Consider the following 15430-nt stretch of genomic DNA (forward strand, 5'->3'; position numbering starts at 1 on the left):
TTAATCGGGGGATTAATGATGGATATATATGAAAATCTTTTTTCTAATGAAATGAATATATTGAATTATCATGAGAAATTCTCTCAAAAAGATAATTTATCTTTCAATGAGTTATATATAGAATATATTTCATTAATTAAAAGTTATAAATCATTATTAAAACAAACAAAAAAAATTGGAAAAATAAGCGATATTAATTATAAGCTTTTAAATGAAACAAAAAAACAATTAAAAATATTATTAGATAGCTCAGACGAAGGTTTTTTAACCTTTGGAAAAGATTTTTTAATTGATAGTGAATATAGTCAAGAATGTTTAAATATTTTTAATACTAATAACATTGAAAAATTAAATATTTTAGAATTACTTTTTGAATCAAACTATGATATCGAAAAAAGAATATTAGAGCATATTTTTTCAGATTCTGAAAAAGATGATATTTATTTAGAACTTTTACCGCAAGAAATCAAAAAAGATAATAGAATATTAAAAATAAAATACAAAATAATAAATATAAAAAATGAGAAAAAAATAATGTGTATTATTAATGATATTACAGAAAAAAAACAATTAGAAAAGCAATTAGAAGAAGAAAAAAATAATACAAAAATGCTTTTAAATGTATTATTAAATAGAGATTTAATAAAAAAATATATAGATGATTATATAAATTATGTAAATAAAGATGTTTTTTTAGATATTGAAAAATATACTATAGAAGATTTTATTTCTATTTTTTATAAAAAAATACATACTTACAAAGGTATCTTTCTACAATGGCATATGATTAAATTTTCTCAAAAATTAAATAAATTAGAGGATGATCTTGATATTTTAAAACAATCTAATATTGAAGATAAAGAAGTTTTAAAAAAATTCATAAAAAAAAGAAATTTAGAATCTTACTTAAATTATGAAATAGAAATAATATCAAATACATTAGGAAATGAGTTTTTAAACAATGATATGATTTGGATAGATAAAAACAAATTAATCAAATTAGAAAATTTAATTAAAAATAATATTCAGAATGAGTTTTCGGATATATTGATTTACGAAATAAAAAAAATGTATTATATGGATTTTAAAAATATTTTTAATATGTATAAAAAATATACTATAGAGCTTGCTGAAAAATTCGATAAAAAAATTGATAATTTTAATATAAATATTAATTCAAATATTATTTTTGATCCAGATTATTTATACACCTTCAGTAAATCTCTTATTCATATTTTTAGAAATATTGTAGTTCATGGTATAGAACCACCAAGTGAAAGATTAAAATTAAATAAAAGTTTTGGTGGAAATATAAACATCGATATCTTTGAGGATAAGAAATATGTTCATATAAAGATATGTGATGATGGTAAGGGAATTGAGTCCAACTATGATTCATTAGATTTTATTTTAGAAGATGGTTTCACTACATCTAAATATTCTGATGAATTCTCGGGAAGAGGCATTGGTTTAGCTGCGGTAAAATGTATTATAGAAAAAATTAATGGGAAAATTCTAATTCATTCTAAAATAAATAAGGGGACTTGTTTTGAATTTTTAATACCTAAAACTTACTCTATCGGAGGAATTTATGGGAAAAATATTGATAGTTGAAGATAATTTAATAATAAGGGATAATTTAAAAAAAATATTTTTTAATTTGGGACATGAAGTTGTTGGAGAATTAGAAGATATATTTAATATTGTTGATATATATCAGGAATTACAACCTGATATTGTGACATTAGATTTAATGTTAAAAAAAACCGATGGATTACAAGCTTTAAAGGTTTTAAAAAAAAGATTTCCAAATTCAAAAATTATTATTATAAGCGTTGTAAATAATAAAAAAGATATATTTAATGCATTAACACTTGGTGCTGATTATTTCATCATTAAACCAATTAACCAAGAAAAAGTCGAAAATGCTTTAAAAAAATTAAGTAATAGTCAAATAAAAATATCAAAAATAAGAAATCTATATAATCAATCTGTAAAAAAAGATACAAATAAATATATTGAAGATATAATAGATGTGCAAAATATAAATGGAGTTTTCAAAATTAATATAAAAAAACCTTTAAATGGCAATACTATAGAAATTCTAGATAGAGTAATTGATAATTTTCTAATAATTAAACCTTTGAATATAATCTTTACATATTTTGATGAGAATGAAAGTATACAAGTTATAAAAAAAGCATTAAATGACATAATGATAAAAATTAAAAATAAAGGCGGAGAATGTGATATTGAGTTTTGAAAGGAGATAAATTATTGTGAGTGAGCTTGATAGTTTAGGTAAATTATTTGAAAGTAATATTAAAGATTTACGAGAAGTACCTGTTGATACATTTGCATATATAGGAGATGCTGTTTTAAATTTATACTTTATTAATTACATAATAGATAACGGAAAAAAGAAAGCTGGAAAATTGCATAATGAAAGCAAAAATTATATTAGTGCTAATTCTCAATCAAAAATAGTTGATATAATTTTTGAAAATTTTTCAGAAGAAGAGAAAGATATATACAAAAGAGGTTTAAACTCTAAGGGTGCAAAAAAAAGAGGAAATGATATTAATTACAGAAAATCAACTGCTTTTGAAACTGTAATTGGATATTTATTTCTAAAAAAAGATTATTATAGATTAAATGAAATTTTAGAAATTTCAAAAGAAGCATTAAAGGAGAGAAAATAATGTATGTATATGGAAGAAATGTTTTAAAAGAAATTATAAATGCTAAATATCCTATAAAAAATATTTTCTTTACAGATAGTAAGAATGTTGATAATACTCTAAATGAGTTGGTAGAATTAGCTCAAAAAAACAATTATCCATATTCTTTTGCCCCAGATAAGGTTTTACAAAAAATGGTTAATTTATCAAAACATCAAGGTGTTGTTATAGACATTGGAAAAGAATTTAAATATGCCAACGAAGAAATTTTAGATAATTTAGGAGATAATTCCACAATAGTTATTCTAGATCAAATTCAAGATCCTCATAACTTTGGTGCAATTATTAGATCTGCTTTAGCAGCAAATGCTGATTTAATAGTTATTCCAAAAGATAATTCTGTCGAGGTTAATTCCACTGTAATTAAGGTATCTGTTGGCTTAGCATTTAGAATACCTATTTTAAAAGTTACTAATTTATCTAGGTTTATTGAAAATATAAAGGAAAGAGGCTTTTGGGTATATGGAGCAGATATGAGCCATAACATATATTATGAAATGGATTTAACAGGAAATATAGCTTTAGTAATGGGAAATGAAGGAAGCGGTATTAGAAATAATGTTAAGAACAAATGCGATGCTTTAATATCGATACCAATGGCAAATAATGTTGAATCTTTAAATGTATCCGTAAGTGCTGGAATTTTATTATTTGAAATTTATAGGCAAAAAAGCAGGTGAGTTTATGGCTATTGTTAAATTACCAGAATCGGTAATAATGAAAATAGCTGCAGGTGAAGTTGTAACTGGAACTTTTGCTGTAGTAAAAGAATTATTTGAGAATTCTATTGATGCTAAATCCGATAAAATTGTTGTTGAAATAATAGATGGTGGAAAAACATATATTAAAATATCTGATAATGGCGTAGGAATGTCTGAAGAAGATATTTTATTATCTGTTCAACCACATACTACAAGTAAAATCAAAGAAGTCGAAGATCTATATGATATACATACTTATGGATTTAGAGGAGAAGCACTGGCTGCAATTTCTAGAGTTTCTAGAATGAAAATAACCTCTAAAAGAGCAGAAGATGATTTAGCTACAAGTATTGAATTTATAGGATCAGAGCCTATAAATATAAAAAAAGTGAATGCTCCTGTAGGCACTACTATAGAAGTAAAAGATTTATTTTTTAATGTCCCTGCAAGAAGAAAATTTTTAAAATCTGCAGCTGTGGAAGGTAGAATGATAACAGAAATAATAGAAAAATTCATATTATCTTCTAATTTATCTATTGATTATATAAAAGATGGAAATTTAGTTTATTCTATATCAAAAAATATGAATTTACTAGAAAAAATAAATATTATTTTTCCAGAAACAAAAAAAGAAGATTTTTTTGAAATAAACTTCAATGAATCTTGGTTTAAAATTTATGGATTTATTTCACACCCTAGAATTACAAGAAATAATAGAACTGCACAAATATTTTTTGTTAATAATAGGTATATAAAATCCGGAGATTTATTTGCAGTTTTTGAATCAGGATATGGTGAAATGTTAGAATCTAGAAAACATCCATATGGAATTATTTTTTTTGATATTAATCCTAAAGAAGTTGATGTTAATGTTCATCCGCAAAAATTAGAAGTTAAAATTTCAGAATCAAGAATAATATATAATAAATTCAAAAGGTTAATTAGAGAGACTTTAATTAATAGTACTAAATTTAAGATAACTATTAATAATGAAAACCAGTATAATAATAATAATTACGAAAAAAATAATATAACTTATGAAATACCTATAAAATCCAATAAAATAATTGTAGTTTCAGAAAATGTTAATTCATACAAAACAAATGAAACTTTGAAAAATACTATTCCTATAAAAATCAATAAAGAAAAATATATTAAAACAGCAAATTTTGAAAAAATATCAAATAATAATGATAATAATAAACCAGAACCATATATATATTATAAATTTTTAGGGTTAGTTGCTAATAGATATATTGTTTTAGAGCTAAAGGATTCCATACAATTTATCGACTTTCATGCAGCACATGAAAGAGTAATATATGAAGATTTAAAAAAAGAATTTTTTGAAAATGGCAATATCACAACTCAAATACTTATGTTGCCTATTAAATTGAATATTGATAACTCTCGAAAAGAAATTTTAGAAAACAATATGGAAAAAATTAGAACTTTGGGTTTTGAAATAAACAAAGAAAATAACGAATATTACATCATCGGAACCCCATCCAATATAAGAATAAGCAATCCTCATAATACAGTTATAGAAATATTAGATGAATTAAGACTTGAGGGTATAGAATCACCTGAAAGAGTTTTTGATAATGTAATTGCTACAATGTCTTGTAGAGCTGCTGTAAAAACCGGAGATTCACCTGTTGGTTTAGATATACTAATAAAAAAAATTATTGACTATGATATTCTCACATGCCCACATGGAAGACCTATTTCAATGGAATTGCCATTAAAAAAATTAGATGATTTTTTTGAACGCACTTGACAATGTAATTATTTTGTTGTATAATAAGAAAAAAATTTTATAGGTGGTGTTACATATGTTAATTTTTGTCATAAATAATAATAATAATAATAATATAAAACAGCGTTGGTGTAACGCGAGGTAACTCGTTATATACAATCACCGACGCTGAATATAATCTATCAGCGTCGGTTTTTTATTTATTATATCTTATTATATATGAAGGGAGAGGGAATTATGATGCATTCAGAAAGCAGAAAAGTAGACACTGTAGAGTTAGTCAAGGATTATTTAAAAAATCCTATTTTTAGAGATGCAACTCTAATACAATCAGAAATTTTAAAATGTATTAGAAAAGTTTTAGATGAAAAAGGATTTGTAGAATTATTACCAGTAACAGTTTCACCAATTACTGATCCATTAAACCATCCTCATTTTGAGACAGAATTTGAATATTATGGGCAAAAGTATTCTATAACAAAATCTATGATATTGCATAAACAAGTAGCGGTTTTGGTTCATAAAAAGATTTATATTGTATCTCCTAATGTTAGGCTAGAAACAGAAGATAAAATGGAAAGCGGACGTCATTTATTTGATTTTGTACAAATTGATATGGAAATGCTAAACGCATCCAGAGAAGATGTATTTGAGGTTATGGAAGATGCTATAATTTATACAATTGAAAAAATAAAAGAAAAATATCCTGATATTATAAAAAAATATCACCCAGATCTAAAGACACCTAAAAAACCATTTAAAAGGTATACTGTTAAAGAATTAAAAGAAAAATATGGAGATAATTACGAAAAATTAGCTTCGTTAAATGCAACTGAACCATTTTGGATGATAGATATTCCACTATTAGAAAGAGAATTCTATGATAAACAAGATCCAAATAGACCAGATGTATTATTGGATTTTGATTTAATTTATCCAGAAGGATTTGAGGAAGCTATATCAGGCGGGGAAAGAGAACATGAATATGAACAAATATTAAAAAGAATGAAATTAAAAAATACTCCTTTTGAACAATTTGAAGAGTATTTAAAAGTTGCAAAGGAAGGATTACTAGAACATTCTGCAGGTTGCGGTATTGGTATAGAAAGATTTACTAGATGGTTGTTAGCGTTGGATCATGTTGAAAAAACTCGTTTATTCGCTAAAACTCCCGGAAAGCACTCTATATAAAGCACTCTATATAATAATATTATCATAATAATATTATCCCCATCCAAAAATAATGATGGATGGGGATTTTATAAATTTTATTCTTAATGAATTACAATATTTATACTTTTTTCATTATATTTTGAATTTTTTTATTAATTCCGTTAATGATTGAGAAAGATTATTACCCTCTTCAGCTGAGCTGCTTACTTGTTTTGAGCTTTCATTTTGTTGTTCAATAGCACTTACCATATATTTTACTTGTTCAGAAATTTCATCAATTACCTTTGAAATCCTATCCATAGCTGTAGCCATTTCCTCTGTTGATGCACTTTGTTCTTCTGATGCGGAGGATAATTCATGAACCTTAGATACAATATCTTCAATTCTACTATTAATATTTCTAAATTGTGAAACTATCTTTTCTGATTCTTTATCTATATCTCTAATTATATTTACAATTTTATTTGTTGCACCTGTTGCATCAATTGCACCTTCTTTTACCGATAATAATATCTTGGATATTTCTTCTGTAGAATTTTTACTTTGTTCTGCTAATTTTCTAATTTCATCTGCAACAACTGCAAATCCCTTTCCAGCTTCACCGGCTCTTGCAGCTTCTATAGCAGCATTTAATGCAAGTAAATTTGTTTGTTCAGTAATTTTATTTATTGTATCAACTATATCTCCTATATTTTGAACTTTCTCAGATAGTTCATTAACAACATTTTGAGTATAATCTGATTCTTTTACAGCAACTTCAACTATATTAGCTATTTCATTTACATATTTCTCACCATCAACAGCTGCTTCAGCTGCTTCCGTTGCCTTATTATTTAGCTCATCTGCGTTGTTAGATATCATTTGGGCAGAACTAGCTATTTCTTCAACACCTGATAAAACCTCTTCTATTGAGGCAGATGCATCAATAGTATTTGTTTCAATTGTTTTTGATTGGTTCGTTAATTCTTCAGATATAGCATTTTGCTCTTCTGATACAGATGCCAAAGTACTAGATGTAATAGATAAATTATTTGATGCATTATATATTAATTTCATAGAATCTCTTAATTCTTTGGCCATATCTTCTAATACATTTGACATTTTTGCTATTTCATCTTTACCTTTAATTCTAAAGTTAACTGTCAAATCCCCTTTTCCAAAAGCTTGTATTTTAGTCATTAACAAGTTTATAGAACCAATTATACTTCTTATGGTTAATGTTACAAATATTACAGCTAAAATTATTCCAACACCTATAACCATTGTAATAGTTATAATAGCATCTTTAACTTTTTGTATAGTATTTTTAGCTTTTTGATTTGCTTGATTTTTATTATACTCTACAATTGTTTTTAAAACACTAACGCTTTCTTCAAAAAGACTCAAATTAATATTTAAACTTTGTTCTAACATTTTATTTTGTAATTGCAAAGATTCATCAGCTATTTGATTAATTGTTTCAAATGTATCAAAAATGTTTTCCAAATTTGGAATTATTGAATTATTATATATTCTTTGCATAAGCTGTATTTGTTTTTCATTTTTACTCTTAACTACAGTATTTATTGTTTTTGCTGTTTTCAAAAAATTTTCGTTATATTTCTTCATTTCATTTATCATATCTGCAAGATAATCATTTCCCGTTTGGTAATTTTCAAGCCATTTACCAAAAGGACTATTCCTAGGATTCAAATCTTCTTCAAAAGGTTCTTTATCTAATATAGCTTTTTCTATTAACCAGGCTAATCTATATAATTCACTTTCATATGTTTTTATATCTAATTTTAAAGATTTTGGATCTAGTATTTTTGTTTCATCTAATTTTTTAGATAATTCCATAAAACTTGCATGACCAGTTTCCCACATTTTTAATTTATTTTTATAATCTTCCCAATATTTTAATTCCTCTCCATTTAAATCAAATAATTCATACTCGTTTATTAACTTGTTTATTGATTCCCAAGAAGAGTCTATTCTTTGGTATTCTTCATTTCTCAAATCTTCACTAATCAAACCTAATAATGCCATTTCAGATTTTTCTATTGCTGTTTGTAATTGATATATAGTTAATATTTTTTGAACTTTCGGTAAATTTTCGTCTGATATTTCTATAATATACGACTTCAGTTTATTAGTATTAGTAACTCCAAATATCCCTATAATTATAGCTATTATCAAAATAATGATAAATCCAAAAAATATTTTCATTTTTAAGCTCATTCTTTCACCTCCATTTTTATATAATTATACACCATTTTATTTAAAAATGTATTTAGGATTTTCTTTATTTTTAAAGAATGATAAATTGAAAGTTTATTCCATGGAGGGATTTTATGAAAAAAATTCTATATACAATTCTCATAATAATCTTTTTATTATCATCTTGTCTTAAACCACAAGAGTCTAAGTATCAAATAAAAGTAAATATTTCTTTTTCCTCTGAAACAAAGGGAGAATTAAATAAAGATATTAACGAAGCTAATGGAACTGTAATTTTAAGAATAGATTCTCCTTTAGGAAATTTTGGACAAGCATACTTAAAAATGGTTGATACTGAAGATAAAAATAATATAAAAACTATTGAATTAAATAGAATAAATGAAACATTATTTTCTGGATCATTTCAATTAAATGAATCTGGAAGATTCGAGATAATTGGAGTATTTATATTAGGTGGAATTGAATATGAAAGCGAAAATAAATTATATATAAATGTTTATGATTATAAGAAAGAATTAGAACCTTCATTAAAGTTTAAAAACTTAATAGATAATAAAATTGTCGAAAATAATATGTATGAACCATATAGAAATCATTCTATATTAGTAAATATTGACTCAAGCATTATATATAATAGTGATTTCTCATACAAAATTTATATAAATAATAACTTACTTGAAGAGGGAAATATTCAAAATAAATCTTTTGAATCAACGCCTGTATTTTTAGAAAATAAAAAATATATTATTTCTGTAGAAGTTTTTGATAATGCCAATAATGGTTTTGGAAGAACTACAGTCGAATTAAATCCAAAAAATATTGATACATCATTTAATTTGAGTTCTGAATTAAGACTTAATTCTTACGAAGGCACGATATTAACTAATAATTCATCTTTAACTACTATTGATCCTATTTATATTAATATGGAAGTAATAGAAAAATATTCATTACCTGCTTCTTATATGTATACAATATCAAATGGTGATGAGATTATTAAAGAAATTACAACTGATAAGAAAGAGTTTAAATATAATTCTATTTTTTTAAAAGAAGGAATAAATAAATTATCCTTAATCGCAAAAAATCTTATTACTAATTATTCTACAAATACAAATATAATTTTAAATGTTGAGAAATTTACTGAATTTACTGTAGATTTAGATATATACAAAAAAGATTATTTAGATAATAACATAAAAATTAACAATACCTCAGAAATAACTAATAGAGATCCTTTGTTCTTTAAAATAATTGTAGATAAAAAATATGATTTTTCAACTAATTTAAATTATGAGATTTTAATAAAAAAAGACGGTATTGATTATAAAAAAATAAATATTTCAAGTAATAGCATGATATTAGAAACTGATACTATGTATTTAGAAGAAGGAAATTATGAATTAATAGCTACCGTATTAAAGAATGATACTAATTTTTCAGAAAAAATATATAGAACATTTAAAATTTATAAAGCCATAAATAATTTTAATTTAGATTTTTCATTAATACAAAAAAATTCAGATCAAAGTACAAAATTATATTATTTACCAGAAAAAATCAATGTAGATCCAGAATCTACTTCTTTGAATGATTTTGATATTGTTTTTGATATTAAATCAAATTATTCATATCCTGCAACCTATGTATATTCTATTAACATTAACGGAAATAATCTATTTTCATCTAATCCAGTTCAATCTCGTTTATTTAAATATACTTCTTATGAGTTTCCAATTGGTCATAATTATATTGAAATTTATGCAAAAGATTTAGATACAAATTACGAGATAAAAAAATCATTTGAAGTTCTAGTTAAAGAAAATAATCCACCAATATTATATAAGGTGTCTATAGAAGGCACTAATGTATATTATGAAGAAGAGAATAATGAATATTATGATTTACCAATTACATCACCTATTGAAAATCCAAGAATAGTAATAGAATTTAGAGATGAATCTGAGTTTATTAAAAAAGATTATATTAACATCAATATTAAAATCATTGAAAATAATACAAATATAATAACACCTATATTATTACATCCTTCTCAAAAAAACAAATATATAAAATATTGGGGTACATTAGAAGGAATAACTTTGGATTCAAGTCAAACTTGGGAAATAAAAATAGACCCTTCTCAAATATTAGATGAATTTGGAAATTCTTTTTCTGATGAATTTGAAAATATAAATTATACAATTAATTTTAAAACCAAATAACACATACACGGAGGTGTTTTTATGCGAATTTACCATAACATGGAAGCCTTAAATGCTTGGCGAACTTTAAGTAACGTAAAAGGAAGCATGGGTAAAACTTTGGAAAAATTATCTTCAGGTTTAAGAATCAACAGAGCTGCTGATGATGCTGCTGGATTAGCAATCTCTGAAAAAATGAGAAACCAAATAAAAGGTTTAGAAACAGCTATAAGAAACGCTCAAGATGCAGTATCAATGATACAAACAGCAGAAGGTGGATTGGATGAAGTTCATTCAATATTAAAACGTATGAGAGAATTGGCTGTACAATCCACTACTGATTCAAACACTGATGCTGATAGGGCACAATTACAAAATGAATTTTCAGAATTAAGAGATGAAATTAATAGAATTGCAAAAACTACTCAATTTAATACAAAAAATCTTTTAGATGGATCAATAAGAGGACCAAGAAAGCAAGACGCTAAAATAGTTGCTCCTGGTATTGCCCATTTTGAAGTTACCGGAACTGCTCATACTATAACTCAAGATGCTAATGTTATTATAGAAGTAGGTCAATTCCAAGGAAGCGCAACATCCCCTATAGAAGTAAAAATAACAGCTGTAACAGCTGGAGGTTTGGGAGCTGCTATTTATACAGCCGCTTCACAAGGCGGAGTTACTGTTTCTGTTGGCGGGGGATCCATAAATATTTCTTGGGATACTACACAAATAGCTAATATCAATGACTTTGGTGGAACATTAGCCTCAGGCACTAAAGTTGATGGTGCTGCTATTGCTGTATATGGAAATGTTACAACAACTGTAAACCCTTTAAATTTCCATATTGGTGCAAATGAAGGACAAGTCATCTCTATGGGATTTGAAAGTATGAAAGCTGCCGATATAGGATTACATACTTCTATAAATATAGAAACATCTTCTGATGCTGAATTTGCAATTAGTGCTATTGACGCTGCTATTTATAAAGTATCTGCATTTAGAGCAAAACTTGGTGCTGCTCAAAATAGGCTTGAACATACAATCAAAAACCTAGGAGTTGCACAAGAAAACTTAACTGCTGCTGAATCACGTATTAGAGATGCTGACATGGCTAAAGAAATGGCAGAATTTACAAAACAACAAATTTTAATGCAATCTGGTACAGCAATGCTTGCACAAGCTAATCAATTACCTCAACAAATTACTCAATTGTTTAGATAATAAAAAGAAACCAACGATTAATAGTCGTTGGTTTCTTTTTTAAAAATTTTTTCAATATTTATTACAAAAACAATATTCCCTTCATATGAAAATGTTTTATCTACAAAAAAATATTCTTTAAATTCTTCTCCTTTATCTATTATATTATATTGTTCAACAGAAACAATATCTATAACTTCTTTAGTAAAAAACGCATAATTATTATTTTCATAAAAAAAATTTATAACAAACATTTTATTTGTATAATCTTGATATTCCTTCTTTAATAAGTATTTTAAGTCTATCAATGTTATGGGGTTATTACTGTTTATTATTCCTACAATATAATCTGGTGTATTTGGCAATTCTTTTTTTTCTTTTGAACTAATTATTTCTTTTATAAATTTCGTATTTAGAGCATAAAAGACATTATCTATTTTAAATATAACATAATGAATAATTTTTTCTTTTAAAAGAATTAATTTCTTTAAATTTTCAAAAGGATTCTTCATTTGATTCACTTCCTATATTTTCATCCTTACTTTCTAATTCATCTAATTTTTTAAATATTTCTTCAAGATTTTTTGGAGATTTTTTAGATATAAATATTTTTTTCAAATCTTCATAATTTTTCTTGATTTCACTAAAGTTTTCAACTATATTATCCATTATACTTTTATTTTTATTAATTATTAATTTTAAAATATTCAAAGCATTTTTTACTTGAGTTGATGAAATTGAATATTCTTTTATAAAATTCTCTAAATCTTGATAATTTGATGTTACTTTTCTTATTTCTGATATATTTAAATCAATAGTTTTAAATAATTCATCTAAATCATCCTTATATTCATCCAAATTTTCTGTAATATGTTTTACTTGAGAAGCGGTTTTTATATTATAATCTTTTAAAACATATGACATATCTCTCATATCAGATGCAATCACAGCAAATGATAAATTCCCATTTTCTTTTGATGCTTCTAACGCGGCGTTTAAGGATAATATTTCAGCTCTAAAGGACAAATCACTAACCTTTTCGGATATATCTGTAACTTTAGACGTAATTTCATTTAAAAAAGAAATTTTAGATTTAGACTTTATTACACTATGTCTTAGTTTTTCAAGTTCTGAATCATATAAATTTAGTTTATTTTTAAAGTTTTCTGAAAGATTTTGTGAATCATTAACAGATTTTGTTATTGCTTCAAAAGTTTTGGATAACTTTTCCATTGTATCATTTTCTTCATTAATTCTATTTATCTCTTCATTTATTAAAATTTCAGTTTTTTGAATATTATCTTCTAATGTATATAATTTACTTGAAAAATTATTAAATGATTCTCTTAAATTCATTGCAGTTAATTGCAAATTATCAGATATATCTATTAATAATGGTTCTTTTATTTCTATATTAACCTCTTTAAATCTTAATTCATTAAACTTTTTCAATTCGAATTTCATTTTATCTAATGGGATTATTAAACGTTTTTTGAATATTGAATAATTTACAATAACACTTATAATTATAATTATAATTAAATATAATATCCCGTAAATATAATATCTTATAAAACTTGGAAATATATAACTTTTTTCAATAAAAAAGCCTATCTTCCAATCTATAAAATCTATTGAACTTAAAAATACATAATAATTCTTTTTATTAAATTTTATTTCTAAATATTCTTTAGTTTTATCTGAATTTCTAATAATACTATCTCTAAAATTTTTTGCTATTGTTCCAGAATTAATTGTACCATCATTATTTACTCCAAAATAACTTCCAAGATTATCTATATAAAAGATTTCACCAACTTCATTAAATTTAAAAGAATTATTTTCTAAAAATAGATTTTTTAAATTTAATGCTCCGCCAAATATATATTTATTATTTCCATAATAATAAGATACGGCTAAAATTATTGAAGTATCACCTGAAATTTTCGATGTGAAAATATCGCTAATTGCCCATTCCTTATTATCAGTAAAAATTTCTTTAAAATACCTATACCTTGAAATATTAGTAAAAATGTTAGAACTAGAAATACTTTCTCCATCAGAATTTGCTACAAAAAACTCTTCAAATTCAGGATATTTTTTTAATTGATCCTTTAAAACTTGCAATATTTCACCGGTGTCTGTAGCACTATATGAAAAATTTTTTGGTAATAATTTTAATCTATCTATTTCGCTTTCAAAATATAGTGAAATATATTTCCCTTTTTCATTTAATCCTGTTATTATATTTTCAGAAATAGGATTAAAGTAACTATCATCCATACTAATATCAATAAAATATATTGATAAAAAAATAGATAAAGATAAAAATATTATTGAAAATATATTAATTAATCCTCTCATGGATATTTTTGACATAATATCACCCTAATATTATATTATCTATTAATCGTGCCTTACCAACAAAAGCGGCTACTGCTACTAAAACCTTTTTTTCAATAATATCTACATTTTCTAAATTATATTCATCAACTATTTCTATATAATCAATCTTAACAAGTGGATTTTTATCAAATACTCTTTTCATTTCTTCTTTTATCTTTTTGGTATCTCTTTCACCATTTTCATATAGTTCTTTGGCTTTTTTAAGAGACTTACTTAAAGCTAAAGCTTGTTTTCTTTCTTCGGAATTTAAATATATATTTCTAGAACTCATTGCTAAACCGTCTTCCTCACGAATTATAGGCATTTCTATCATTTCAACATCCATGTTTAAATCATCAACCATTTTTCTTAATACTCTAAATTGTTGTGCATCTTTTTGACCAAAATATGCTTTTGTTGGTCTTACTATATTAAATAATTTATTTACTATTGTTGTAACGCCTTTAAAATGACCCGGTCTAGATTTACCACATAACACTTTTGTTAATTTTGTTTCTTCTACATAAGTAGAATAATTTTTTGCATATATTTCTTCCACTTCAGGATTAAAAATATAATCAACATTATATGGTTTTAATAATTCTAAATCTCTATTTAAATCTCTTGGATATCTATCAAAATCCTCATTAGGACCAAATTGTGTTGGATTAACAAATATACTTACTACGACAATATCATTATCTTTTCTAGCTTGTTCAACTAAAGATAAATGTCCCTTATGTAAATAGCCCATAGTTGGTACAAAACCTATAGTTTTACCTTCTCTAATAAATTTATTTCTAATTTCCTTCATTTCAGAAATTGTTTTTATTACTTCCATGTTTTTCCCTCCATTTCTCATTTTCTAAATGAATTTTATCATATTATTTATTCTTTTCAAAATATATCCATTTAATATTAAATATGACTAAAAATTTTTTAGTTAAAAACTTGAAATTTTATATAATAATGATGTATAATTAAATGCATTTAAATTTAATATATAATAAATACATAAATATCAAATTTTTAAAAGGGGGTTAC

At 24.4% G+C, this 15430-nt stretch carries 12 protein-coding genes; 8 read left to right on the forward strand and 4 right to left on the reverse strand.

Translation table 11 applies throughout. The features are described 5' to 3' along the window. Positions 1–18: 18 nt before the first annotated feature. From AS160_RS02780 to AS160_RS02805, 6 genes are all read left to right on the forward strand, one after another. The gene (locus tag AS160_RS02780) at positions 19–1614 is read left to right on the forward strand and encodes an ATP-binding protein (RefSeq protein ID WP_165144574.1); all 1596 of its coding nucleotides are present in this window, start codon (positions 19–21) and stop codon (positions 1612–1614) included. Then, on the forward strand, positions 1592–2263 hold the full coding sequence (locus tag AS160_RS02785; protein ID WP_165144577.1) for a response regulator: 672 nt from the start codon (positions 1592–1594) through the stop codon (positions 2261–2263). The genes AS160_RS02780 and AS160_RS02785 overlap by 23 nt, the downstream gene beginning before the upstream one ends. A 16-nt stretch (positions 2264–2279) precedes the next feature. Beyond that, entirely contained in the window at positions 2280–2702 is a 423-nt protein-coding gene (locus AS160_RS02790) for a ribonuclease III domain-containing protein (RefSeq protein WP_165144580.1), read from the forward strand. Then, a complete protein-coding gene (gene rlmB, locus AS160_RS02795) occupies positions 2702–3421 on the forward strand; it encodes a 23S rRNA (guanosine(2251)-2'-O)-methyltransferase RlmB (RefSeq protein ID WP_165144583.1) in 720 nt (239 codons plus the stop codon). The genes AS160_RS02790 and rlmB overlap by 1 nt, the downstream gene beginning before the upstream one ends. A 4-nt stretch (positions 3422–3425) precedes the next feature. Next, positions 3426–5222: a DNA mismatch repair endonuclease MutL gene (gene mutL, locus AS160_RS02800; RefSeq protein ID WP_165144586.1), complete on the forward strand. Its 1797-nt coding sequence runs from the start codon at positions 3426–3428 to the stop codon at positions 5220–5222. A 216-nt stretch (positions 5223–5438) separates the two neighbouring features. Then, entirely contained in the window at positions 5439–6392 is a 954-nt protein-coding gene (locus AS160_RS02805) for an asparagine synthetase A (protein WP_165144589.1), read from the forward strand. 114 nt (positions 6393–6506) lie between these two features. Here the strand turns inward: AS160_RS02805 and AS160_RS02810 are convergent, their stop codons facing one another. Beyond that, on the reverse strand, positions 6507–8594 hold the full coding sequence (locus tag AS160_RS02810; protein WP_165144592.1) for a methyl-accepting chemotaxis protein: 2088 nt from the start codon (positions 8592–8594) through the stop codon (positions 6507–6509). 113 nt (positions 8595–8707) lie between these two features. Between AS160_RS02810 and AS160_RS02815 the strand changes: the two genes are divergently transcribed. Then, positions 8708–10819 carry a hypothetical protein gene (locus tag AS160_RS02815; RefSeq protein ID WP_165144595.1) on the forward strand — a complete coding sequence of 704 codons (2112 nt, stop codon included), beginning with the start codon at positions 8708–8710 and terminating at the stop codon, positions 10817–10819. A 21-nt stretch (positions 10820–10840) separates the two neighbouring features. Then, entirely contained in the window at positions 10841–12022 is a 1182-nt protein-coding gene (locus tag AS160_RS02820; RefSeq protein ID WP_165144598.1) for a flagellin, read from the forward strand. A gap of 17 nt (positions 12023–12039) precedes the next feature. On the opposite strand, the gene AS160_RS02825 is transcribed toward AS160_RS02820, so the two are convergent. From AS160_RS02825 to panC, 3 genes are read right to left on the reverse strand one after another with little or no spacing between them, the layout of a single operon-like run. After that, positions 12040–12513, reverse strand: a complete 474-nt coding sequence (locus AS160_RS02825; protein WP_165144601.1) for a chemotaxis protein CheW — start codon at positions 12511–12513, stop codon at positions 12040–12042. Then, on the reverse strand, positions 12497–14380 hold the full coding sequence (locus AS160_RS02830) for a hypothetical protein (RefSeq protein ID WP_165144604.1): 1884 nt from the start codon (positions 14378–14380) through the stop codon (positions 12497–12499). The genes AS160_RS02825 and AS160_RS02830 overlap by 17 nt, the downstream gene beginning before the upstream one ends. A gap of 4 nt (positions 14381–14384) precedes the next feature. Next, positions 14385–15227, reverse strand: coding sequence for a pantoate--beta-alanine ligase (panC, locus tag AS160_RS02835; protein WP_165144607.1), 843 nt, complete (start codon positions 15225–15227; stop codon positions 14385–14387). Positions 15228–15430: the final 203 nt, after the last annotated feature.

Origin of the sequence: Marinitoga sp. 38H-ov (genome assembly GCF_011057715.1) — a bacterium.
GTDB lineage: Bacteria > Thermotogota > Thermotogae > Petrotogales > Petrotogaceae > Marinitoga.

What these genes read in the sequence shown, in the direction of transcription:
- AS160_RS02780 (WP_165144574.1), top strand. Translation starts at nt 19, where the DNA reads ATGGATATATATGAAAATCTTTTTTCTAATGAAATGAATATATTGAAT.
- AS160_RS02785 (WP_165144577.1), top strand. Translation starts at nt 1,592, where the DNA reads ATGGGAAAAATATTGATAGTTGAAGATAATTTAATAATAAGGGATAAT.
- rlmB (WP_165144583.1), top strand. Translation starts at nt 2,702, where the DNA reads ATGTATGTATATGGAAGAAATGTTTTAAAAGAAATTATAAATGCTAAA.
- mutL (WP_165144586.1), top strand. Translation starts at nt 3,426, where the DNA reads ATGGCTATTGTTAAATTACCAGAATCGGTAATAATGAAAATAGCTGCA.
- AS160_RS02805 (WP_165144589.1), top strand. Translation starts at nt 5,439, where the DNA reads ATGATGCATTCAGAAAGCAGAAAAGTAGACACTGTAGAGTTAGTCAAG.
- AS160_RS02810 (WP_165144592.1), bottom strand. Translation starts at nt 8,594, where the DNA reads ATGAGCTTAAAAATGAAAATATTTTTTGGATTTATCATTATTTTGATA.
- AS160_RS02815 (WP_165144595.1), top strand. Translation starts at nt 8,708, where the DNA reads ATGAAAAAAATTCTATATACAATTCTCATAATAATCTTTTTATTATCA.
- AS160_RS02820 (WP_165144598.1), top strand. Translation starts at nt 10,841, where the DNA reads ATGCGAATTTACCATAACATGGAAGCCTTAAATGCTTGGCGAACTTTA.
- AS160_RS02825 (WP_165144601.1), bottom strand. Translation starts at nt 12,513, where the DNA reads ATGAAGAATCCTTTTGAAAATTTAAAGAAATTAATTCTTTTAAAAGAA.
- AS160_RS02830 (WP_165144604.1), bottom strand. Translation starts at nt 14,380, where the DNA reads ATGTCAAAAATATCCATGAGAGGATTAATTAATATATTTTCAATAATA.
- panC (WP_165144607.1), bottom strand. Translation starts at nt 15,227, where the DNA reads ATGGAAGTAATAAAAACAATTTCTGAAATGAAGGAAATTAGAAATAAA.